Here is a 23,805-nt window from a genome sequence, read left to right as displayed (position 1 = left end):
TTTTTGCCGCTTGTGGCCATTCGGCCACGTGCGGTTTGCCGCTTTTCTGGCATCGCGCCCCTGCGAGCAGGGCTGCAAGGCCTTGAATCCGGGCTTTGCAGATGTTGGCACAAGCCTTGCTAAAACCTTCGGCAACGACACTCTGGTCAACCGCTGAAGGTTTCCCCGACATGAGCATCAGCTTCGACAAGGCGCTTGGTATCCATGAAAAGGCCCTGGGCTTTCGTGCGCAACGCGCCGAAGTGCTGGCCAACAACATCGCCAACGCCGACACCCCCAACTACAAGGCCCGTGACCTGGACTTCGCCTCTGTGCTGGCCGCCGAAAGCGACAAGCAGCAGAACGGCGGCCGCTTCGGTCTGGAGCGCACCAACAGCCGGCACATCGAGGCCGACGGCGTGGCGCTGAGCGACGAAGCCCTCAAGTACCGCACGCCGATGCAGCCCTCGATCGACCAGAACACCGTGGACGCGCAGATCGAGCAGTCCAACTACACCGAAAATGCCATCGGCTTCCAGGCCAGCTTCACGTTGCTCAACAGTAAATTCAAAGGGCTGGTGTCAGCCCTGCGGGGAGAATGACCATGTCCCTTTCCAGTGTCTTCAACATTGCCGGTTCCGGCATGAGCGCGCAGAACACGCGCCTGAACACCGTCGCCTCCAACATCGCCAACGCCGAGACGGTCTCGTCGAGCATCGACCAGACCTACCGCGCTCGTCATCCCGTGTTCGCCACCACGTTCCAGAACACCCAGGCCGGCACCAGCCAGTCGCTGTTCGAGGACCAGGGCGAGGCAGGGCAGGGCGTGCAGGTAACTGGCATCGTCGAGGACCAGAGCAACCTCGAGGCTCGCTACGAGCCCAGCCACCCGGCGGCGAACAAGGACGGCTACGTGTATTACCCCAACGTCAACGTGGTCGAGGAGATGGCTGACATGATCTCGGCCAGCCGCGCGTTCCAGACCAATGCCGAGTTGATGAACACGGCCAAGAGCATGATGCAGAAGGTACTGACCCTGGGTCAGTGATAGGACGCCGACATGACCACCACCAATGCCACAGGCGACGTCGGTAGTAGCTACCTGAACTCGCTGCAACGCAAAGAAAGCAAGAACGACGATAAGACCGGCGCCGCCGGCAGTGCGCTGGGCAAAGATGCCTTCCTGCAGCTGCTGGTCACCCAGATGAAGAACCAGAACCCCCTCGACCCGCAGCAGAACGGCGAGTTCGTGGCGCAGTTGGCGCAGTTCAGCAGCTTGGAAGGTATCCAGACCCTGAACAGCTCGGTCAATTACATCGCCGGTGCGTTTCAGTCTTCCCAGGCCTTGCAGGCATCGTCGCTGGTCGGGCGCAACGTGATCGTGCAGACCGACAAGGCCATGGTCGACACCAGCAAGGACATGAAGGGCTCGGTGAACCTGACCGGCTCGAGTACCGCCACCTCGGTGGGGGTGTGCGACAAGGACGGCAAGCTGGTGCGCACCCTCGATCTGGGTTCCCAGGCTGGCGGCAAGGTGGACTTCACCTGGGATGGCAAGGATGACGCCGGTGAGGCCCTGCCGGCCGGCACCTACAGCTTCAAGGCCACCGCCTCGATCAACGGCACGGCCACGGCCATGACCACCAACCTGCCGGCCACCGTCACCAGCGTGACCATGGGCACCAACGGCGGCGAAATGTCGCTGAACCTGGCAGGGCTGGGCAGCGTTCCACTTTCCACCATTCAAAGCATCGGCATCTAGGGCCTAGGGCACATCTTCAGGAGTTAGCGTATGTCTTACAACATTGGCTTAAGTGGCCTCAATGCAGCCAACAAGGCCCTGAACGTAACCGGCAACAACATTGCCAACGTCGCCACCACCGGCTTCAAGGCCTCGCGCGCCGAATTCGCCGACCAGTACTCAAGCTCCATTCGCGGCACCAGCGCCGGCCGCACCACCATTGGTACCGGTGTAAGAACCGCCGCCATTTCCCAGCAGTTCAGCTCCGGTAACATCAACGGCACCGGCCAGGCACTGGACATGGCCATCGACGGCAACGGCTTCTTCGCGCTCAACGACAACGGCTCGAAGATCTATACCCGGGCCGGGGCCTTCTACAGTGACAAGCAGGGCTTCGTCGTCAATGCCGGCGGCGCCAACCTGCAAGGTTATGGCGTCGATGAGAATGGCCAGGTGGTCCAGGGTGTCTTGACCAACCTTCAGATCGACACGGCCAACCTCACCCCCAAGGCCACGTCCAAGATCGATCAGACGGTCAACCTTAAATCCAGCGATGGCGCGCCGACGGTCACCCCGTTCGACCCAGCCGACGTCAAGAGCTACAACTTCACGTTCTCAAGCGACGTGTACGACAGCCAGGGCAATGCGCACCAGTTGAACCAGTACTTCATCAAGGATGACACGTCCAATTCCTGGAAGATGTACAGCACCATCGATGGTCGCAACCCACAGGACCCGACCTCCACGCAGCCGCTGATCAATGACCTGCCGTTCAAGTCCGACGGCACGCTCAACGCCGATGCCCTCACGGCTGGTCCGGTGGCCGGTGGCCTGTCCATCAATGCCAACAAGACCTTCAACCTGGACAACTGGATCCCCGCGCAGAAGAACGCGGCCGGCCAGTGGTCGGCCAACGGCGCCAATGCCAACCCCGGCGGCGTCAGCCTCGACATGCTGGGCATGACCCAGTACAACGCCGCTTCTGCCGTGACCGCCAAGGATCAGGACGGGTTCGCTACCGGTGAACTGTCCAGCCTGTCGGTAGACAAGGGCGGTTTCCTATTCGCCAACTTCACCAATGGCAAGAACAAGGTCATCGGCCAGGTCGCCATCGCCAGCTTCGCCAACATGCAGGGCCTGACGCCGATTGGCGGCACCAACTGGCAGGAGTCGTTTTCGTCGGGTGTCCCGGTGATCGGCGCGCCGGACACCGGCACCCTGGGCCAGATTGCAGGTTCCTCGCTGGAAGATTCCAACGTCGACCTGACCGGCGAGCTGGTGAATCTGATCAAGGCGCAGAGTAACTACCAGGCCAACGCCAAGACCATTTCCACCGAAAGCACCATCATGCAGACCATCATTCAGATGAGCTGATGACGTGCTCAGGCGTGATACGTGGGGTTCAAGGGCAAGGTCGGTGAAGCATGCCGGTTTGTTGTCCTTGCTCCTGGTGATAGGGGGCGGCAGTGCCCAATGGGCAGAGGCCGCCCCGAGGCCTTTCTTCCTGTGGCAAAGCCTGGTCACCGGGCGATACATCTGCGTCCAAGGCAACCCGGGTTCAGGCTGGACCCGGTTTGCCGGCCCCTATAAAAACGGCGCCTGCCGCGATCACTGATCCAGGCGTGCTGATCCGATGCCAACAAACTGACACCGACGCTAAAGCCGTCGCGCTGAAGTGCCTGATTCCCCGGGGTGCAAAGCTGGTTCGATTATTGCTTGACCCTGCCCGATGACAGCGCGGTACTGGCGCGCGGAGGAGATGCTGTGGACAAATTGCTTTACGTGGCCATGACCGGCGCCAGCCAGAACGCGCTGGCCCAGAAGGCCCACGCCAACAATCTGGCGAACGTTTCCACCAACGGCTTCCAGCGTGACCTGGAGCAGGCCCGCTCGATGCCGGTCTTTGGCGACAGCTTCCCGGCGCGGGCCTTTGCCCTGACCGAGCGCCCGGCCACCGACTTCAGCGAAGGGCCGATGATCGAAACCGGTCGCGACCTGGACGTGGCGGTGAGCGGCCATGGCTTTATTGCCGTGCAGGCGCCCGACGGCAGCGAAGCCTACGTGCGCACCGGCAGCCTGAACATCGACGCCCTGGGCGTGTTGCGTGCCGGCAACGGCATGCCGGTGATCGGCAACGGCGGCCCGATTGCCATTCCACCTGAACAGAAGGTGGAAGTGGGTGCCGACGGCACCATCAGCATTCGTTCCATGGGCGAAGACCCACGGGTGATGGCCGAGGTCGACCGCATCAAGCTGGTCAACCCGGACACCAAGGGCCTGAACAAGGGCGCAGACGGCCTGATCCACACGGCCAGCGGCCAGCCGGCCGATGCCGACGTCAATGTTCGCGTGGTGTCGGGCTTTCTTGAAGGCAGCAACGTCAACGCAGTCGAGGAGATGACCTCAGTGCTGGCGTTGTCCCGCCAGTTCGAGCTGCACGTGAAGATGATGAGCGCGGCCAAGGAAGGCGATGAAGCCATGGCGCGGGTTTTGCAAATCGGCTAATGACATTTGAACGGGTGCCGTAAAACAGGCGCGCGAGGAGAACTTACATGCTTCCAGCTCTATGGGTCGCCAAAACCGGCCTGTCCGCCCAGGACACCAACCTGACGGTGATTTCCAACAACCTGGCCAACGTGTCGACCACCGGCTTCAAACGTGATCGCGCCGAGTTCCAGGACTTGCTGTACCAGATCCGTCGCCAGCCAGGCGCCCAGTCCACCCAGGACAGCCAGCTGCCCTCTGGCTTGCAGGTGGGTACTGGCGTGCGCATCGTCGGCACCCAGAAAAGCTTCGTGGCTGGCAGCCTGCAGACCACCGAGAACCCGCTGGACATGGCGGTCAATGGTCGCGGTTTCTTCCAGATCCTGCAGCCAGATGGCACGGTTTCGTACACCCGTGACGGCACCTTCCACCTCAACTCCGACGGCCAGATCGTCACCGCCAACGGCTACGCCCTGGAGCCTGCCATCGTCGTGCCCAACGACGCGCAGACCTTCACCGTTGGCCAGGACGGTACCGTGTCCATCACCACCGCCGGTAACCCGGCCGCCCAGGTGATCGGCAACATCCAGACCGCCGACTTCATCAACCCGGCGGGCTTGCAGGCCATTGGTGGCAACCTGTTCCTGGAAACAGCCGCCAGCGGCGCCCCCCAGGTCGGCACCCCGGGCCTGAACGGCTTCGGTACCACCTTGCAGCAAACCCTGGAGAACTCCAACGTCAGCACCGTGGAAGAGCTGGTGAACATGATCACCACCCAGCGCGCCTACGAGATGAACTCCAAGGTCATATCTGCCGCCAACTCGATGCTGCAGACCGTTACCCAGCAGCTGTGATCCCAGCAACTTCCGTAGCACCCGCGAGGTATGCATCATGAATCGTCTGTTGTCCGTTTTCGCCCTGGGCGGTGCGGTGTTGCTTGCAGGCTGCGTCGCCCCGGCGGCCAAGCCCAACGACCCGTACTATGCGCCGGTGCTCCCGCGCACCCCTCTGCCGGCAGCGGCCAACAACGGTTCGATTTACCAGGCCGGTTTCGAGCAGAACCTGTACGGCGACCGCAAGGCGTTCCGTGTGGGTGACATCATCACCATCACGCTGAACGAGCGCACGTCGGCCAGCAAGAACGCAGGCTCCCAGATTCAGAAGAACAGCAAGGCCAGCCTTGGCCTGTCGTCGCTGTTCGGGGCCAAGCCGAACACCAACAACCCGTTCGGCGGCGGCGACCTGTCGCTCGATGCCGGCTACAGCGGGGATCGCACCACCAAGGGCGACAGCAAGGCCACCCAGGGCAACACCCTGACCGGCTCGGTGACCGTCACCGTGGCCGAAGTGCTGCCCAATGGCATCATCGCCGTGCGCGGCGAGAAGTGGCTGACCCTGAATACCGGTGAAGAACTGGTGCGCATCGCCGGGCTCATTCGCGCCGACGACATCGCCACCGACAACACCGTGCCGTCCACGCGGGTGGCCGATGCGCGCATTACCTATTCCGGTACCGGCTCGTTTGCCGATGCCAGCCAGCCCGGGTGGCTGGACCGCTTCTTCATGAGCCCGCTTTGGCCCTTCTGAGTACCCTGACCATGCTCAACCTGAGGCAACTGCTCACCGCCACCTTGATGCTGACCTGCGCCTGCGCGGCGCAAGCCGAGCGCCTGAAGGACATCGCCAGCATCTCGGGCGTACGCTCCAACCAGTTGATCGGCTACGGCCTGGTCGTCGGCCTCAACGGTACCGGCGACCAGACCACGCAAACGCCTTTCACCCTGCAGACGTTCAACAACATGCTCTCGCAGTTCGGCATCAAGGTGCCGCCTGGGTCGGGCAACGTGCAGTTGAAGAACGTCGCCGCGGTGTCGGTGCATGCCGACTTGCCGGCTTTCGCCAAGCCAGGGCAGGTGGTGGACATCACCGTGTCGTCGATCGGTAACTCCAAGAGCCTGCGTGGGGGCAGCCTGTTGATGACCCCGCTCAAGGGCATCGACGGTAACGTCTACGCCATCGCCCAAGGCAACCTGGTGGTGGGCGGCTTCGATGCCGAAGGCCGCGACGGCTCGCGGATCACCGTCAACGTACCGTCTGCCGGCCGTATCCCGGGCGGCGCCAGCGTTGAGCGGGCAGTGCCAAGCGGTTTCAACCAGGGCAACACCCTGACCCTGAACCTCAACCGCCCCGACTTCACCACCGCCAAGCACATCGTCGACAAAGTCAATGACCTGCTCGGCCCTGGCGTGGCCCAGGCCGTGGACGGTGGTTCGGTGCGCGTGAGCGCGCCGATGGACCCCAGCCAGCGGGTGGACTACCTGTCGATCCTGGAAAACCTGGAAATCGACCCAGGCCAGGCAGTGGCCAAGGTGATCATCAACTCGCGTACCGGCACCATCGTCATCGGCCAGAACGTCAAGGTGTCGCCAGCGGCGGTGACCCACGGCAGCTTGACCGTGACCATCACCGAAGACCCCATCGTCAGCCAGCCGGGCCCGCTTTCCAACGGCCAGACCGCCGTGGTCCCGCGCTCGCGGGTCAATGCCGAGCAGGAAGCCAAGCCGATGTTCAAGTTCGGCCCGGGTACCACGCTGGATGAAATCGTCCGGGCGGTGAACCAGGTGGGCGCCGCGCCCGGTGACCTGATGGCCATTCTCGAAGCCCTGAAACAGGCCGGCGCCTTGCAGGCCGACCTGATCGTGATCTGAGGACGGCGTCGATGAACAGCAAGAGCCTGGTTTCCGGCAGTGTCGACAGCGGTGCCTTCACCGACCTCAACCGCCTCAATGCCCTCAAGCACGGTGACCGCGACAGCGAAGCCAACGTGCGCAAGGTGGCCCAGGAGTTCGAGTCGATGTTCATCAGCGAGATGCTCAAGGCCTCGCGCAAGGCCAGCGATGTCCTGGCCGACGACAACCCGATGAACACCGAGACGGTCAAGCAGTACCGGGACATGTACGACCAACAGTTGTCGGTGAGCATGTCCCGCGAGGGTGGCGGTATCGGCCTGCAGGATGTGCTGGTACGTCAGCTGACCAAAAGCCGCAGTGCCGCCGCCAATACCAGCCCGTTCCCGCGAGGGCAGGCCGGCCCGGTGCTGTGGGGCAGCAAGGTCGCAGACCCGATTCACGCCACGCAAGCGGCCAGCACCCGCAACGACGTCGCCGCGCTCAATGCGCGGCGCCTGGCGCTGCCCAGCCGTCTTACCGACCGCCTGCTGGCGGGCATCGTGCCTACTGCGGCCACCGCGCCTGTCGGCGCGGCCCCCGCTGCCCCCGTGCGCGACGGCCAGCAACCGGCCAAGGTTTTTGCTGTGCCCGAGAACGGGCTGCGCATCACCGGCCGCGCCATCGCCCAGCCGCCGCTGGCGCCGAAAAAGGCGTTCACCGATAGCGATTCGTTCATCGCCACCATGCTGCCGATGGCCGAACAGGCTGCCAAGCGCATCGGCATCGACCCGCGCTACCTGGTCGCCCAGGCTGCGCTGGAAACCGGTTGGGGCAAGTCGGTCATGCGCAACAGCGACGGCAGCAGCAGCCACAACCTGTTCGGCATCAAGGCCACCGGCAACTGGCAGGGCGAACAGGCCAGGGCTATCACCAGCGAATTCCGCGACGGCCAGTTCGTCAAGGAAACCGCCCAGTTCCGCAGCTACGACTCCTACCAGGACAGCTTCCACGACCTGGTGAGCCTGTTGCAGAACAATTCGCGCTATCAAGAAGCGGTCAAGTCGGCCGATAACCCTGAGCAGTTTGCACGCGAGTTGCAAAAGGCCGGTTACGCGACCGACCCGGGCTATGCGAAGAAAATCATCAGCATCGCCCAGCAAATGCAGAAGACACCGCAATACGCCATGGCTGGCAGCACCACGAACCTTTAAAAGGACTACATCATGTCGAGCCTGATTTCGATCGGCCTGAGTGGCTTGAGTGCCAGCCAGGCGCACCTGTCGGTCACCAGTAACAACATCGCCAATGCGGCCACCAGCGGCTATTCGCGCCAGCAGGCCATGCAAGTGGCCGGCGCTTCGCAGTACATGGGCGCAGGTTTTCTGGGCAGTGGGACCACACTGGCGGACGTGCGCCGTATCTACAGTGCCTACCTCGACAATCAGTTGCAGACGGCGACCTCCCTGCAAGCCGATTCCACGGCATTCCAGGACCAGATCACCGGCATCGACAAATTGCTGGCTGACCGGGACACCGGCATCAGCTCGGTGCTCACGGCCTTCTTCTCGGCCCTGCAGACGGCGGCAGCCAAACCGGGCGATGTGGCTTCGCGGCAATTGCTGTTGACCCAGGCGCAGACCCTGAGCAACCGTTTCAACGCCGTCAGCACCCAACTGACACAACAGAACGATGTGATCAACTCCCAGCTCGATACATTGGCGGGGCAGGTCAACAAGCTCACCACCAGCATCGCCGAATATAACAAGCAGATCGTGGCCGCCAGCGGCACCGGCAGCACGCCCAACAACCTGCTCGACGCCCGCAGCGAGGCCGTTCGCCAGTTGAACGAACTGGTGGGCGTGACCGTTCAGGAGCGTGAAGGCAACTACGATGTGATCCTGGGTAGCGGCCAGTCGCTGGTGACCGGGAGCAGGGCCAACCCGCTGTCGGTTCAGCCGGGGGTGGCTGACAAGAGCCAGGCGACCTTGCGCATCAACTACGAGTCGTTCAGCTCGGACGTAACCTCGGTGGCCACCGGCGGCACCATCGGTGGCCTGTTGCGCTACCGTCAGGACGTGTTGACGCCGTCGATGAACGAGCTGGGCCGCGTGGCGCTGGTCGTCGCCGACAGCATCAACAGCCAGCTGGGCCAGGGCCTGGACGCCAATGGCCAGTTCGGCAGCTCGCTGTTCTCCAGCATCAACAGCGCCAGTGCCATCGCCCAGCGCAGCCTGGCCTCGTCGAACAACAGCGCAGGTTCGGGCAACCTCGATGTCACCATTGCCAACAGCGGCGCCCTGAGCACCTACGACTACGAAGTGAAGTTCACCAGCGGCAATCAGTACAGTGTGCGCCGTTCCGACGGCACCGACATGGGCTCGTTCGACCTCAATGCCGACCCTGCGCCGGTCATCGATGGCTTCAGCCTGTCCCTCAAGGGCGGTGCGCTGGCCGCCGGCGACAGCTTCAAGGTGATTCCCACCCGTTCAGCCGCCACCGGTATTGCCACGGTGCTCACCGATGCCAACAAGCTGGCGTTCGCCGGCCCTGTTAGCGCTGCTGTTGGCAGCGGCAACAGCGGCACCGGCACCATCACCCAACCCAACCTTGGGCAAGCGCTGGATATCTACGGCGGTGCCGACACAGCCCTGACGCAGCAGGCGATCAAGGACGCCATGCCGGTGCGCGTGGTGTTCGACGCAGCCAGCGGTGGGTCCCAGGGCTACAAGCTGTTCGATGCCAAGGGCGCACAGATCGGCACCGGGACCGTGGTGCCGGGCCAGGACAACAAGCTCTCGCTGTCCATACCGATGCGTGATGCATCGGGCAACCCGATTCTCGACCCCAGCGGCAATCCGCGCACCTTTGCGCTGGAGACCACTGTGGGTGGCAGCCCGGCAGCCAATGACAGCTTCACCTTGTCGTTCAATGTCGATGGCAAGGCGGATAACCGCAATGCCAATGCCCTGTTGAGCCTGCAGACCAAATCGACCGTGGGGACCAATTCCGGTGGCGGCACCAGTTTCACTTCCGCCTATGCCGCCTTGGTAGAGCGGGTGGGTGCCAAGGCCAGTCAAGCGTCCATCGATACTACTGCAACGGCCGCGGTACTCAAGTCGGCAAGTGAAAGCCGCAGCGCCGTCTCTGGGGTGAACCTCGACGACGAAGCCGCCAACCTGGTCAAGTTCCAGCATTACTACACTGCGTCGTCCCAGATCATCAAGGCGGCGCAAGAAACGTTCTCGACGTTGATCAACGCGCTATAAGGAGGCTGATCGTGCGAATTTCAACTGCCCAGTTTTACGAAACCAGCTCCAACACCTATTCCAAGAATTACTCGGATTTGGCCAAGATCACGGCCCAGGTGACCTCCAAATCGCGCATTCAGACCGCAGGCGATGATCCGGTGGGCGCTGCGCGCTTGCTGTTGTTGCAACAGCAGAGCGCGTTGCTCGATCAGTACAGTGGCAACATGACCACCGTCAAGAACACCCTGCTGCAGCAAGAAAGCGTGTTGTCTACCATCAACGATGCGCTGCAGCGGGCAAGCGAGCTGTCGATTCAGGCGGGTAACGGTGGTCTGAGCGACGCCGATCGCACCTCCATCGCCAGCGAAATCAAGGAAATCGAGGCCAACGTGTTCGGCCTGCTCAATTCCCGTGACGCCAACGGGGACTACATGTTTGGAGGGTCCAAGAATGCGACCCCGCCCTATGTTCGCAATGCCGACGGCTCCTACAGCTATCAGGGCGACCAGACCCAGATGAGTCTGCAGGTGTCCGACACCTTGCACCTGGCCATCAACGACAGTGGCTTCAGCGTCTTTGACCAAGCCACCAACAACAGTCGCACGCAATCGACCTTGCAGGCGCCGACGCCCAACGATGGCAAGGTGCTGCTTTCGGGTGGGTTGTTGACATCGGCCAATACCTACAGCGACAAGTTCGCCGCGGGCCAGCCTTATACGGTTACCTTTACCAGCGCCACTGAATACAGCATCAAGGACGCCGCCGGTAACGACATCACCAACGAAACCGCTGGCAAGGGCAAGTTCGATGTCAATACCGAAGGCGGCAAGATGATCTCGTTGCGGGGTGTGGATTTCGAGGTCAACCTGAACCTTGCCGAGGGTGACGATCCTGATGCCGTGGTGGCAGGGCATGTCTTCACCCTTGAAGCCAAACCAGACACCCTGACCGCTACCCGCAGTGCAGGCAACCCATCGACCTCTCAGGTCGTGGGCTCAAGTGTTACGGACCCCGATGCCTACCGCAGTACCTTCCCCAGCAACGGTGCAGTGCTCAGGTTCACCAGCGACACCGAGTATCAGCTGTTTGCACAGCCCTACGATGCCCAGAGCAAACCGATAGCGTCGGGCACCGTGGGGGCGGGTAATGCCGTGACGGTAGCGGGTGTGACCTATCAGTTCGACGGGGCGCCGGCTCAAGGCGATCAGTTCTCCATCAATGCCAATACCCACCGCACGCAGAACCCTCTGGACACCCTGGGGCAGTTGCGAAGCGTGTTGGAAAAACCCCTTGATACCCCTGAAGCGCAGGCTGCTCTGAAAGCTGCAACGGACTCGGCGATTTCCAACCTGGCCAGTGCGCGTGATCGCATCGACATTACCCGAGGCTCGATCGGTGCCCGGGCCAATTCCCTTGAGATCCAGGCTCAGGAAAACGAAAGCCTTGGTCTGGCCAACAAGAGCACGCAAAGCGCTATTGGCGACACCGACATGGCGACCGCCACGATCCAGCTGACCCTGCAACAGGCGATGCTCGAAGCCTCGCAGCTGGCATTTGCACGCATATCGCAGTTGAGCTTGTTCGATAAGCTCTAAGTGGATCAGGGGGGCGCGGAGCCAGGCTTTGCGCTCTGCTTCGCCGCAATCGATCAGGGCTGTGATTGTGTGACTTCGTTGCGTAAGCGCGCTCAACTGAGAGCGCCCGCAGCGAAGGACGCGTCAAAGGCGAGCTCGACTGAAACCTGCGGCCTTGCCCTTCAATGACGGGACATCCCCGGCGCACGACTCGTGCACAATTCCACGTGGCATGACCCCTGATACCTGCCTTTCGTTGCATTTCAATGTGACCAATGAGTCAAAACGGTCATCTTCCCTGTATTCTATGCAGCAGCTGTTGCAGCATTTTGTTACCGGTGCGCAGGCAGGCGCTGCTTTATCCCCTCCCCAGGCGGTGACGCTCCGGTTTTTGGCGCCCTCAATTGATCGAGTGGTGGTCTTTGGCTGTTTTCATTGGGAAGCCAGAATGATTGGCATCAAGAGTATCGCGAGTTACGTGCCCACCGCTGGCCTGGACAACTACGTCCAGGGTGCGAAGTTCGGCAAGGACGAAGAGTTCATGTTCGGCAAGATCGGTGCGTCCTTCCTGCCACGCAAGGCCCCGGAGCAGGAAACCTCCGACCTGTGCGTGGAGGCCGCCCGGGCACTGTTCGCCAACAATCCCGACCTCGATCCGCAGTCGATCGACGCGTTGATCGTGGTGACCCAGAACGGCGATGAAGAGGGCCTGCCGCACACCGCCGCCATCGTCCAGAGCAAGCTCGGGTTGTCTACCCGCGTGGCAGCGTTCGATATCTCCTTGGGCTGCTCGGGGTATGTGTATGGGCTGTACGCGATCAAGGGCTTCATGGAGGCGGCGGGCCTGAAGAACGGGCTGCTGATCACCGCCGACCCGTACTCGAAGATCGTCGATCCGGAAGATCGCAATACCACCATGCTGTTCGGCGACGCGGCCACCGCCACCTGGATGGCCGATGGCGCCATCTGGAAGCTGGGCGAGGCGCGTTTTGGCACCGACGGTTCGGGCGCCGAGCACCTGAAGGTGTCCGATGGCACGTTCTTCATGAATGGCCGGCAGGTCTTCAACTTCGCCTTGGTCAAGGTACCGGCTCACTTGCACGAACTGCTCGATGCCAGTGGGTTGCAGTCGTCGGACATCGACGCGTTCTGCATCCACCAGGGCAGTGCGGCGATTGTCGATGCGGTAGCTCGCCGGTTCGAAGAACATCATCCGGAGAAATTCGTGAAAGACATGCTGGAGACGGGCAATACCGTGTCGTCCAGCGTGCCGTTGCTGCTGCAGAAGCACATGCTCGACGGTAGCTGGAAGCGGGTGGCGGTGAGTGGGTTCGGGGTAGGGCTGTCCTGGGCTTCGGCGATTCTTTATCGCGATTGATGTGTTCGCGGTGGGGGAGGGGCGTTCTGCCTTTGTTCGGGCTGGTCCCTGTGCTTAATCGGTTGAGCCCAACTTCCAGGACTGCTTAAAGGCCCATCGCGGACGGTGCCAAGATCAGCTGCTAAGCGCAAACCTGGGGCCGCTGCGCAGCCCATCGCGGCCGGTCCGGCGCCCCGGCGAGGCCGCTCCCACCCCAACCGCGTGACGCCTGAATTCGCGGGTTCGCACTTTGTGGGAGCAACTGTCTTGCCCGATTTATTTAAAATCTAGCCCGCCCCCCAGGGGGCGCGCTTGTCGCGCGGCCACGGGCGAAGCCCGTGCCATCCAGCGCGGTATTGGATTGATGGGCAAGCCCGCTCCTGTATGAGTTACGTCGGCTTCCTGCTCTAGGTCCGCATAGGCTGTGGCAAGACCAGATCAAGCCAAGGCTTGCCCGTCCTTAGCATGGCATTGAGCCGTACGATCAATACCCGCATACAGGCTACGAGGGCGACCTTGGCAACTTTTCCGCGTCCGCGCAGCGCCTCATAACGAGCCTTGAGTGCTGGGTTGTACTTTATCGCCACAAGGCATGACATATACAACGATCGCCTGGCCTCAAACCGCCCGCCCGAGATAGAGCGTTTGCCCACGGATTTTCCGCTGTCGTGGTTAAAAGGCGCCACCCCGACCAACGAGGCTATTTCTTTGGACTCTACACGCCCCAGTTCTGGCAGAAGTGTTATCAGCTTGCCCGCCGTTACCAGCCCAATGCCTTTGACCTGGACCAGCTGAGTAACCCGTTCATCTTTCAGGGCTTCCGTTTGCTGGCTGATCGCTTGCTCAATCAGCTTGATCTGCGACTTGAAGTGCTGAAGGTTGGCTTTCAGAAAGTCGGACACCGCGCTGAACTGCGCCTGTTTCAGGCGCCTGCGGTCGTCATCACGCTGCTGAACCAGCCGATCACGTTGCTGCAGCAATTCTCGCAACAGCGCACGCTCCGGGCTGATCCGCAGGGTGGGCTGGTCTGGAATGACCTCAGCGTAGTGGGCCAGTACTTCGGCATCGATGGCGTCGGTCTTGGCTTTGACTCCGATGGATTCTGCGAACGCTCGGGCTCGCCTGGGATTGACGCGTATGACCTTGTAGCCCGCGTCCTGCAAGAACCTCAGGATATTACGCTCATAGCCACCTGTGGCCTCCAGCAGAACACGCTTTATGCTGAGACCGCAAAGGCCATCGAGCAACGCTTCGAATCCCGCCGGATCATTGCTTACATGAAGTCTGGTGCCCTGAGGCCGTACCGCAGCATCAAGCGAAAGACTAGAAACATCGATACCCAGGTAGGAAACCATCGCCTAAATCTCCTAAACTCAACACTGTGAGAGGACTTTGGCTTGGCCCACGCTTGTGATTCGAGATCAGAGCCGCGTCCAACTGTTCGGGCTCTCGCCAAAGTGGAACGGTGAATGGCAGCTTGTGCTCCCACTCGTGCTCAAGGCACCTGCGGCCTTCAGCTTGCCATTCACCGCTCTCACTCCAGATTCTAATCTCTAATCAAGACACAAGCGGCCTCGCCGGAGCGCCGGACCGGCCGCGATGGGCCGCGCAGCGGCCCCGACATTTCCTGACGCAAAGCTGCATACCTTGAACCTTCGCCACCTCCTCTTCAGCCCCCAGTTCGCCAGGCCATCCCTCGACTCGCTCCAGACGCCGTCATCCCCCTCATACCTACCCACCCCGCTTTTTGACGCCAAAATTCCGCGCTTAACCCCTTGATTTTCCAGGGCTGGCCGCATGCCAGCATTTTTTTTTGCAAAAACCCCTCAAGCAACCGGGCCATCCGACGATAACCATTACGAAGGTTCTCTAGGCCATACCCGGCTGTCGCCAGGGCCGGAAGCCGCAGTATCCATACCACGAGGAATTCGTCATGGCTTTGACCGTCAACACCAACATCACCTCCTTGGGCGTTCAGAAGAACCTGAACCGCGCTTCCGAAGCGCTGGGTACTTCGATGTCCCGCCTGTCCTCTGGCCTGAAAATCAACAGCGCCAAAGACGACGCCGCTGGCCTGCAGATCGCCAACCGTCTGACCAGCCAGATCAAAGGTCTGAGCGTGGCAATGAAGAACGCCAACGACGGTATCTCGATCGCCCAGACCGCTGAAGGCGCCATGCAGGAATCGACCAGCATCCTGCAGCGTATGCGCGAACTGTCCCTGCAGTCTGCCAACGGCTCGAACAGCGATGACGACCGTACTTCCCTGCAGCAAGAATTCACCGCACTGACCGGCGAACTGACCCGTATCGCCAACACTACTACCTTCGGTGGTCGTAACATTCTGGACGGCTCGTTCCAGAACGTCGGCTTCCAGATCGGCTCCAGCGCCAACGAAACCATTTCGTTCGGCATGACCGATATCAGCGCGACTGGCCTGAAAGGTTCGTTCAGCGAAGCCAAGACTGATGGCGCGGCTACCGATTTGTCGGCGGTCGTTACCGGTGCGGTGGCGCCAGCAGGTGCAACTACTTACTCCGCAGCGGCTGTTACCTTCACGCCGCCAGCTGCTGGTGAAACTGTTGACCTCACTTTGAACGGCGCAGCTACGCCGATCTCAATCACCGAAACTGATGACACCGATTCGGTAGTAGCGAAAATCAACGCAGCCAATACCGGCGCGAATGCTACTGGTGTTAGCGCTACGAAAGATGCCGCTGGCGCCATCGTAATGTCGTCCTCGGCAACCTTCACCGCCACTGCATCGAACGCCACTACCCCTGCAAACCTGTCTGGCTTCGCAGCCACTGCGACCGTGACGCCGACCACTGGCTTCACCAGCGATATCTCCTTCAACATCAACGGCACCACCGTCGGCGCTACTGCTGGCCAAGATATGGATGATGTCCTCGCCGCCATCAACGCCGAAACCACCAACACCGGCGTTGCAGCCACCCTCAAGGATGGTCGTCTGACTCTGACTTCCACCGACGGCAAAGCCATCAACCTCACCAACGGCACAGGTGCTGCCGGTCAAGGTGCTCTGGCCAAAGTTGGTCTGTCCGCAGGCACTACCGAAGCCAAACTGGTCGCTGATACCTCGATCTCGCTGAACGGCACCGAAGTCAAGTTCAAGAAAGGCGACACCCTGGACTCGATCATCACGTCCATCAACACCGCCAGCACCGGCGTGACTGCCAGCAAAAACGCTGACAACACCCTGAACCTGTTCTCGGCCAAGAACATCACCATCGCCGACGGCAGCCAAGGGACCGGCTTGGCTGCGCTGGGCCTGACCGCAGGTAGCACCACTGCCATCACCCAGGAAGCCACCGTTTCGAGCCTGAGCATCACCACCGCTGCCGATTCGCAAAAGTCGATCCAGGCCCTGGACGCTGCCATCGCTCAGATCGACAGCCAGCGCGCTCAGCTCGGTGCCGTGCAAAACCGTTTCGACAGCACCGTTGCCAACCTGAACAGCATCTCGGAAAACTCCACCGCTGCCCGCAGCCGTGTACAGGACGCCGACTTCGCTTCGGAAACCGCCGAACTGACCAAGCAGCAAACCCTGCAGCAGGCATCCACCGCGATCCTGTCCCAGGCCAACCAGCTGCCGTCTTCGGTACTGAAACTGCTGGGCTAATTGCCAAAGCAGGCTAAGTTTGACGAAGGGTACGTTCACGTACCCTTTCGTCTTTTCGTCACTTGAGGGTGTAAGTCGTGGATATAAGCATGAAGCTGGGCCTGTCCCATCCCGCTGCCATCACGCCGGAAGCGCCATCCAGCGCACGGCCACCCAGCGAGCCGGTCAAGGCCGAGCCCGCCGACAAGGTTTCCAAGCCCGTAGCCCGGCCTGACCTGGAAAGCGCCGTCAGTGCCATCCAGGATTTCGTCAAGGCTTCGGAGCGACAACTGGATTTTTCCATCGACGACTCCACCGGCCAGGTGGTGGTCAAGGTCATCGCTCGCCAAAGCGGTGAAGTCATTCGCCAGCTGCCTTCTGAAGCTGCGCTCAAGCTGGCGGAAAACCTCAAAGATGCCAACAGCCTGTTGTTCAGCACCCAGGTTTAAGTTGGCACGGCTTTTGTTTACCAGCGCACGGATGCTTTTTCGTCGGGATACCGGCGGTTACGATAAAGGAGATGTGATATGGCAAGCTCGACCATCAATGGGCTTGGCTCTGGCCTGGACATCAGCGGCATTGTGAAGGCCCTGGCTAGTGCCGAAAAGGCGCCTAAGCAAACCCAGATCAACAACCAGACCACCACCGCCACCACCTCGCTTTCGGCCATCGGCTCCGTCAAGAGCGCGCTCGAAACGTTCCGTGCCGCAGTCGCCAAGCTCAACACCGCTTCAAGCTTCTCTGGCCTGGCTTCTTCGTCCTCGGACGAGGCCATCGCCAAGATCAAGCTGGGCGACGGCGCTTCCTCGGGCAATTACGCGCTTGAAGTCACCCAGCTGGCGACCGCCTCGAAAATCTCCACCCAGATTTATGAAAAGACCTCGACGATCGTCAACGACTCGGGTGAATCCCAGACCCTGACCATCAACCAGGGCAATGCGACCCACAGCGTAAACATTGCCGCGGGCGCCACTCTTCAGCAGGCGCGTGACACGATCAATGACCAGCTGCAGTCCAAGGGCATCACGGCCAACATCGTGACCGATGCCAGTGGGTCGCGGCTCATTTTCTCATCGACCAAGATGGGCGAAGGTACCGAGTTGACGCTGGGTGGCGATGCCAGCATGGCGCAGGGTGTGTCTACCGTTGCCACGCCGCAGAACGCCAAATACACCCTCGATGGGCTGGCGCTGGAGTCTGCTTCCAACACCGTGACTGGCGCGATCAGCGGTGTGGACATAACCCTGGTCAAGGAAGGCAAGTCCAACCTGGCCGTCACCAGCAACAGCGACACGCTCAAGACGTCGGTCAAGTCTTTCGTCACTGCCTACAACGCGCTGATGACCACCATCAACACCCAGACCAAGGTCACTACCGGGGCCGATGGCGCAGCCACAGGTTCGGCCGCGTTGACCGGCGATGCCACCATGCGCTCGCTGGTCAATTCCGTGCGCAACGAGATCAGTCATAGCGTCGGTGCAACGGGTCTGCGCACCTTGTCGCAGCTCGGAATCAACACAGTACAGAAAACCGGCCTGCTGGAGTTCAACGACACCAAGTGGGATGCGGCGGTCAAAACCTATGGTGCCGACATCAACAACCTGTTTACAGGCAAGGATGGGCTGTTGACGCGCATGACCAACGTCACCGAGGAGTACACCAAAGCCGGTGGCATCCTCGCCTCGCGCCAGACCAGCCTTACCAATCAGCTCAAGGAGCTTGAGGAGTCGCAGCAGGCGTTGGATCGGCGCATTGATTCACTGACGGACACCTTGACCAAGAAGTACAACGCGATGGACACCATGGTTGCGCAGCTCAAGGCGACCAGCGACAGCGTCATGACCACGCTCAACGCGTTGAATAAAGCCAAGAGCGACAGCTGACAGCGCTAAAGAAAACGCGCGGGGCGCCGATAAACAGGTTATACGGCCCCCGTCCAGCCTTGTTCACTGAGGATTCACCATGCACCCGATGAGAGCCCTTCGCCAATACCAGAAGGTCAATTCCCACGCCCAGATCTCCGAGGCCACGCCCCATCGTCTGGTGCAGTTGCTCATGGAAGGCGCGTTGGATCGCATGGCTCAAGCCAAAGGCGCCATCTCTCGCGGTGACGTGGCACAAAAAGGTGTCATGTTGGGCAAGGCCGTCGACATCATCGGCGGCTTGCGCGAAGGGCTGGACAAGGACAAGGCTGTCGACCCGGATGAACTTGATCGCCTGGACAGTCTGTACGAGTACATGGCACGCCGGCTGACCCAGGCCAATCTACACAGTGATCCCGAAATGATCGATGAGGTCGCACGACTCATGATCACCGTCAAGAGCGGCTGGGATGCTATCGCGACTGCCGAGTAACAACCTCTCTGCAAGGAGTCACCTATGAGCGCATTGCATCAGATTGCCCACACCTGTCACGCATTGAACGAAGCGCTGGAAGCTCGCGATTGGGTGACCATTGGTCAATTGGACTTGGGCTGCCGTGCGCTCGTCGATGAGGCGCTGGTAGCCGACCAGGAAGATGCGACCGCGCTCAAGGCGAACCTGGAGGCACTCATGGCCGTGTATCGTCAGCTAATCGACGTTGCAAGTGATGAGCGTCAATCTCTGGTCGCAGAAATGTCGAATATCAATCAAGCCAAACAGGCCACAAAGGTATACCATCTGTTCAGCTGAGATTGCGTGAGGCCGTATGCAGCCCGCACTTCTACGGCGCCATATATTTGACTGCTCGGAAGTTTTTGACTTTACTAGTGCCTGTTCTCGTATTCCAGACGTCGAAACACTGACCATTCAGTCGGAATGATGTCGAGCACGCCCTCGGGCGCCGATATGACTAGGGAAGTTGCTATTGCATGTGGCGTGAAACCAAGATTCTCCTGATCGATGACGACAGCACCCGCCGCCGCGATCTGGCGGTGGTGCTCAACTTCCTGGGCGAAGAAAACCTGTCATGCGCCAGCCATGAGTGGCAGCAGGTGGTCGAGCCCTTGTCTTCGAGCCGCGAGGTGTTGTGCGTGCTCGTCGGAGCCGTCAACACGCCCGGCACACTGCTCGGGCTGCTTAGGACAGTGCTTTCATGGGATGAGTTCCTTCCTGTTCTATTTTTAGGTGATATTTCTTCGAGCGAGTTGCCTGAAGAGCTGCGCCGTCGCGTGCTGTCGAACCTGGAAATGCCGCCCAGCTACAGCCAATTGCTCGATTCGCTCCACCGAGCGCAGGTTTACCGCGAGATGTACGACCAGGCACGTGAGCGCGGTCGTCAGCGCGAGCCGAACCTGTTCCGCAGCCTGGTGGGCACCAGCCGCGCCATTCAGCACGTACGCCAGATGATGCAGCAGGTGGCCGATACCGACGCCAGTGTGCTGATCCTGGGCGAGTCGGGCACGGGCAAGGAGGTGGTGGCGCGCAATCTGCACTACCACTCCAAACGCCGCGAAGCGCCGTTCGTGCCTGTCAACTGTGGCGCGATCCCGGCTGAGTTGCTGGAAAGCGAACTGTTTGGCCATGAAAAAGGTGCGTTTACCGGCGCCATCACCAGCCGTGCTGGTCGCTTCGAACTGGCCAACGGCGGCACGTTGTTCCTGGATGAGATTGGCGACATGCCGCTGCCCATGCAGGTCAAGTTGTTGCGCGTGCTGCAGGAGCGTACGTTCGAGCGGGTGGGCAGCAACAAGACACAGAGCATCGATGTGCGCATCATTGCCGCGACCCATAAAAATCTCGAGAACATGATCGAGGCCGGCACCTTCCGCGAAGACCTGTATTACCGGCTTAACGTCTTCCCTATCGAAATGGCGCCCCTGCGCGAGCGCGTCGAAGACATCCCGCTGCTGATGAACGAGCTGATCTCGCGGATGGAGCACGAAAAACGTGGCTCCATCCGCTTCAACTCGGCGTCGATCATGTCCCTGTGCCGCCACGGATGGCCGGGCAATGTCCGCGAGCTGGCCAACCTGGTCGAGCGCATGGCCATCATGCATCCGTACGGGGTGATCGGTGTGTCGGAACTGCCGAAGAAATTCCGCTACATCGATGACGAAGACGAGCAGATGGTCGATAACCTGCGCAGCGACCTGGAAGAGCGCATTGCCATCAACGGGCACGCGCCCAGCTTTAACAACCCTGCCATGTTGCCGCCTGAAGGCCTGGACCTGAAGGACTACCTGGGCAGCCTGGAGCAGGGGCTGATCCAGCAAGCACTGGACGACGCCAACGGCATCGTCGCGCGCGCTGCCGAGCGCTTGCGCATTCGCCGCACCACGCTGGTCGAGAAAATGCGTAAGTATGGGATGAGCCGGCAGGGTGGTGAAGACCAGGCAGAGGAGTGATCGTGGTCGATAGGCGGTAGATTCTCTGCCGGAGTGCAAAGTCTCCGGCAAATGTCGTAAGCCCTTATCTGCGGCACGGGTATTGCTACGCACTGGCCACCACACCGTTTTTATGACGGTCAGCCACGCGAGAGAGCACGATGCCCCAGGCCGCCCATGTATCCCGAGCCCTTTCCCCCCAGGCGCAGTCACTGGTCGAGCAGGAAAGCCGCCAGGGTGTCGAGCAGGCGTTCGCTTTGTTCGACCAGGTCTCCAGCCAGCTCAGCCAGTCCTACAGCCTGCTCGAAGCCCGGGTCAGTGAGCTCAAGGGCGAGCTGGCGGTGGTCAGCGCCCAGCGCATCGAGGAGTTGAACGAGAAAGAACGCCTGGCCAACCGCTTGCAGCATTTGCTGGACCTGCTGCCGGGCGGGGTGATCGTCATCGACGGGCAGGGTAGCGTTCGCGAAGCCAATCCGGCCGCCTGCGAGTTGTTGGGCAAGCCATTGATCGGCCAGCTGTGGCGTGAAGTCATTGCCCGCAGTTTTGCCCCGCGCCTGGACGACGGCCATGAAGTGTCCCTGCGCGACGGCCGTCGCCTGTCCATTGCCACGCGCTCGCTGGATGCCGAGCCGGGGCAGCTGGTGCTGCTCAACGACCTGACGGAAACCCGTCGCCTGCAAGACCAGTTGGCACGCCACGAGCGATTGTCCTCGCTCGGGCGCATGGTCGCCTCGCTGGCGCATCAGATTCGCACGCCGCTCTCTGCTGCCATGCTTTACGCCAGCCACCTGGCCGACCCTGAACAGGCGTTGACCACTCAGACCCGGCAGCGCTTCGCTGGCAGTCTCAAGGAGCGTCTGCATGAGCTGGAACAACAGGTCCGCGACATGCTGGTGTTCGCCCGTGGCGAGTTGCCACTCACGGATCGAATTTCTCCGAAAGCCTTGTTCCAGGCGTTGCAGCAGGCTGCGCAGACGCATGTTCACGGGCACGCGGTGCGCTGGCAGTGTGACAGCCGCCTGGGTGAGCTGCTGTGCAACCGCGACACGCTGGTGGGTGCACTGCTGAACGTGATCGAAAACGCCACCCAGGCCAGCCAGGGCGCTGCGCGGCTCAAGGTGCACCTATGGCGTCGCCAGCAGACCCTGCACCTGTGCATCAGTGACGCTGGCACTGGCATTGCACCTGATCTGCTCGCCCGTCTTGGCGAGCCATTCCTGACCACCAAGTCGACCGGTACGGGGCTCGGGCTGGCGGTGGTCAAGGCGGTGGCCAAGGCCCACCACGGCAGCGTGCAGGTGCGCTCGAAGGTGGGGCGCGGCACCTGCGTGCGGGTGGAGTTGCCCTTGATCGACGGGTCGTTGGCGGAGAGCCGGTGATGACGGTGAATGTGTTGCTGGTCGAGGATGACCGTGTGCTGCGCGAGGCACTGGCCGATACCCTCGACCTGGGTGGTTTCGCCTACAAAGCGGTGGACAGCGCAGAGCAGGCCCTGAAAGTGGTGCACGAAGAACCCTTCAACCTGGTCATCAGCGACGTGAACATGCCGGGCATGGACGGCCACCAGTTGCTGGCCCAGCTGCGCCGCCAGCAGCCGCAATTGCCGGTATTGCTGATGACCGCTCACGCGGCCGTGGAACGGGCGGTGGAAGCCATTCGCCAAGGTGCGGTGGATTACCTGGTCAAACCCTTTGAACCCAAGGCACTGCTCAACCTTGTGCAGCGGCATGCCGCCGGGCGTATGACGGACGAGGAGGGCCCTGTTGCACGCGAGCCCTCCAGCCGGCAGTTGCTGGAGCTGGCCGCACGCGTGGCGCGCAGTGGCTCGACCGTGTTGATTTCCGGTGAGTCGGGCACGGGCAAGGAAGTGCTGGCGCGCTACATCCACCAGCAGTCCCCCCGTGCCAGCCAGCCGTTCGTTGCGATCAACTGTGCCGCCATTCCGGACAACATGCTTGAGGCCACGCTGTTCGGCCATGAGAAGGGTGCCTTTACCGGGGCGATCGCTGCCCAGCCCGGGAAGTTCGAGCAGGCCAACGGGGGTACCTTGCTGCTGGACGAGATCTCGGAAATGCCCCTGGCCTTGCAGGCCAAGTTGCTGCGGGTGCTGCAGGAACGTGAGGTCGAGCGGGTAGGGGGGCGCAAGCCCATCGCGCTGGATATCCGCGTGGTGGCCACCACCAATCGGGACCTGGCGGGCGAGGTGGCTGCCGGTCGTTTTCGCGAGGACCTGTTCTACCGGTTGTCCGTGTTCCCGCTGGCCTGGCGCCCCCTGCGCGAGCGGCCCGGCGACATCGTTCAACTGGCCGAGCGCTTGCTGGCTCGTCACATTGCAAAAATGCAGCATGCCCCCGTGCGCCTGTCCGCCGACGCGCAGGCCTGCCTGCAAGCCTGGACCTGGCCTGGCAACGTGCGTGAGCTGGATAATGCATTGCAGCGCGCCTTGATCCTGCAGCAAGGCGGGGTGATTGAGGCGGCGGATTTTTGTCTTGATGGCGCCATTCCCTTGTCAGGTGGCGCTGTGCCACTATCTGGGCAAGGTGGACTTGCAGCCGAGCAGGGCGACGACAAGCGGCGTCACGAGTACCAGCAGATCATCGATACCCTGCGGGCCGAGCGAGGTCGGCGCAAGGAAGCGGCCGAGCGCCTGGGGATCAGCCCGCGCACGCTGCGCTATAAGCTTGCGCAGATGCGCGACGCCGGTTTCGACGTCGAGGCCAGTCTGTTTGGCGAGTAAGACAGTCGCGTTTTACCCTGCAGACGTCATCTCTAGCGCGGGTAATCCAGCGCTCTTTTAGGCATCGCCCGCCAAGCGTGCGTGATC

21 protein-coding genes are annotated in these 23,805 nt (G+C 61.4%); 20 read left to right on the top strand and 1 reads right to left on the bottom strand.

Annotated features, from left to right (window positions below; all coding sequences use genetic code 11):
* Nucleotides 1-170 precede the first annotated feature (170 nt).
* From flgB to MOP87_RS14020, 12 genes are all read left to right on the top strand, one after another.
* The gene (gene flgB / locus MOP87_RS14075) at nt 171-581 is read left to right on the top strand and encodes a flagellar basal body rod protein FlgB (protein WP_023533958.1); all 411 of its coding nucleotides are present in this window, start codon (nt 171-173) and stop codon (nt 579-581) included.
* A gap of 2 nt (nt 582-583) precedes the next feature.
* Entirely contained in the window at nt 584-1,027 is a 444-nt protein-coding gene (flgC, locus tag MOP87_RS14070) for a flagellar basal body rod protein FlgC (RefSeq protein WP_023533977.1), read from the top strand.
* A gap of 12 nt (nt 1,028-1,039) precedes the next feature.
* Nucleotides 1,040-1,741: a flagellar hook assembly protein FlgD gene (flgD, locus tag MOP87_RS14065; protein WP_242809673.1), complete on the top strand. Its 702-nt coding sequence runs from the start codon at nt 1,040-1,042 to the stop codon at nt 1,739-1,741.
* A gap of 30 nt (nt 1,742-1,771) precedes the next feature.
* On the top strand, nt 1,772-3,094 hold the full coding sequence (gene flgE, locus MOP87_RS14060) for a flagellar hook protein FlgE (RefSeq protein WP_049695617.1): 1,323 nt from the start codon (nt 1,772-1,774) through the stop codon (nt 3,092-3,094).
* A gap of 390 nt (nt 3,095-3,484) precedes the next feature.
* The gene (locus MOP87_RS14055; RefSeq protein ID WP_023533964.1) at nt 3,485-4,225 is read left to right on the top strand and encodes a flagellar basal body rod protein FlgF; all 741 of its coding nucleotides are present in this window, start codon (nt 3,485-3,487) and stop codon (nt 4,223-4,225) included.
* Between the two features lie 47 nt (nt 4,226-4,272).
* Nucleotides 4,273-5,058, top strand: a complete 786-nt coding sequence (gene flgG / locus MOP87_RS14050) for a flagellar basal-body rod protein FlgG (protein ID WP_023533986.1) — start codon at nt 4,273-4,275, stop codon at nt 5,056-5,058.
* Between the two features lie 37 nt (nt 5,059-5,095).
* The gene (gene flgH / locus MOP87_RS14045; RefSeq protein WP_023533931.1) at nt 5,096-5,791 is read left to right on the top strand and encodes a flagellar basal body L-ring protein FlgH; all 696 of its coding nucleotides are present in this window, start codon (nt 5,096-5,098) and stop codon (nt 5,789-5,791) included.
* Between the two features lie 11 nt (nt 5,792-5,802).
* Nucleotides 5,803-6,912: a flagellar basal body P-ring protein FlgI gene (locus MOP87_RS14040; RefSeq protein ID WP_197874287.1), complete on the top strand. Its 1,110-nt coding sequence runs from the start codon at nt 5,803-5,805 to the stop codon at nt 6,910-6,912.
* 11 nt (nt 6,913-6,923) lie between these two features.
* Entirely contained in the window at nt 6,924-8,084 is a 1,161-nt protein-coding gene (gene flgJ, locus MOP87_RS14035; RefSeq protein WP_197874268.1) for a flagellar assembly peptidoglycan hydrolase FlgJ, read from the top strand.
* A gap of 12 nt (nt 8,085-8,096) precedes the next feature.
* Nucleotides 8,097-10,139 carry a flagellar hook-associated protein FlgK gene (flgK, locus tag MOP87_RS14030; protein WP_242809672.1) on the top strand — a complete coding sequence of 681 codons (2,043 nt, stop codon included), beginning with the start codon at nt 8,097-8,099 and terminating at the stop codon, nt 10,137-10,139.
* A gap of 11 nt (nt 10,140-10,150) precedes the next feature.
* Nucleotides 10,151-11,716: a flagellar hook-associated protein 3 gene (locus tag MOP87_RS14025; RefSeq protein WP_059183749.1), complete on the top strand. Its 1,566-nt coding sequence runs from the start codon at nt 10,151-10,153 to the stop codon at nt 11,714-11,716.
* Nucleotides 11,717-12,143: 427 nt separating this feature from the next.
* On the top strand, nt 12,144-13,073 hold the full coding sequence (locus tag MOP87_RS14020) for a ketoacyl-ACP synthase III (RefSeq protein WP_023533948.1): 930 nt from the start codon (nt 12,144-12,146) through the stop codon (nt 13,071-13,073).
* Nucleotides 13,074-13,459: 386 nt separating this feature from the next.
* Here MOP87_RS14020 and MOP87_RS14015 read toward each other — a convergent pair whose 3' ends face one another.
* Nucleotides 13,460-14,407 (bottom strand): IS110 family transposase, encoded by a 948-nt coding sequence (locus MOP87_RS14015; RefSeq protein ID WP_059183221.1) that lies wholly within the window; start codon nt 14,405-14,407, stop codon nt 13,460-13,462.
* A gap of 578 nt (nt 14,408-14,985) precedes the next feature.
* On the opposite strand from MOP87_RS14015, the gene MOP87_RS14010 reads away from it, so the two are divergent.
* The 8 genes from MOP87_RS14010 to MOP87_RS13975 all read left to right on the top strand — a co-directional run bounded on the left by MOP87_RS14010 (nt 14,986) and on the right by MOP87_RS13975 (nt 23,718).
* Nucleotides 14,986-16,695, top strand: coding sequence for a flagellin (locus MOP87_RS14010; RefSeq protein WP_027915941.1), 1,710 nt, complete (start codon nt 14,986-14,988; stop codon nt 16,693-16,695).
* Between the two features lie 77 nt (nt 16,696-16,772).
* Nucleotides 16,773-17,123 carry a flagellar protein FlaG gene (locus MOP87_RS14005; protein WP_027915942.1) on the top strand — a complete coding sequence of 117 codons (351 nt, stop codon included), beginning with the start codon at nt 16,773-16,775 and terminating at the stop codon, nt 17,121-17,123.
* Between the two features lie 78 nt (nt 17,124-17,201).
* Nucleotides 17,202-18,557: a flagellar filament capping protein FliD gene (fliD, locus tag MOP87_RS14000; RefSeq protein WP_027915943.1), complete on the top strand. Its 1,356-nt coding sequence runs from the start codon at nt 17,202-17,204 to the stop codon at nt 18,555-18,557.
* A gap of 79 nt (nt 18,558-18,636) precedes the next feature.
* Complete coding sequence (gene fliS / locus MOP87_RS13995; RefSeq protein WP_110607046.1) at nt 18,637-19,029, top strand: flagellar export chaperone FliS; 393 nt, start codon at nt 18,637-18,639, stop codon at nt 19,027-19,029.
* 24 nt (nt 19,030-19,053) lie between these two features.
* Nucleotides 19,054-19,347, top strand: a complete 294-nt coding sequence (locus MOP87_RS13990; protein WP_027915945.1) for a hypothetical protein — start codon at nt 19,054-19,056, stop codon at nt 19,345-19,347.
* A 179-nt stretch (nt 19,348-19,526) separates the two neighbouring features.
* A complete protein-coding gene (gene fleQ / locus MOP87_RS13985; RefSeq protein ID WP_242809669.1) occupies nt 19,527-21,002 on the top strand; it encodes a transcriptional regulator FleQ in 1,476 nt (491 codons plus the stop codon).
* A gap of 140 nt (nt 21,003-21,142) precedes the next feature.
* Nucleotides 21,143-22,360, top strand: a complete 1,218-nt coding sequence (locus MOP87_RS13980) for an ATP-binding protein (protein WP_028687993.1) — start codon at nt 21,143-21,145, stop codon at nt 22,358-22,360.
* On the top strand, nt 22,360-23,718 hold the full coding sequence (locus MOP87_RS13975; RefSeq protein WP_028687992.1) for a sigma-54 dependent transcriptional regulator: 1,359 nt from the start codon (nt 22,360-22,362) through the stop codon (nt 23,716-23,718). Before MOP87_RS13980 ends, MOP87_RS13975 begins: the two co-directional genes overlap by 1 nt.
* The last annotated feature ends 87 nt before the right edge of the window (nt 23,719-23,805 follow it).

This window comes from Pseudomonas sp. I3-I5 (assembly GCF_022699445.1).
Lineage (GTDB): Bacteria > Pseudomonadota > Gammaproteobacteria > Pseudomonadales > Pseudomonadaceae > Aquipseudomonas > Aquipseudomonas fulva.
The sequence above is the reverse complement of the archived record's forward strand: the minus strand, read 5'-3'. Positions and strand labels throughout refer to the sequence as shown.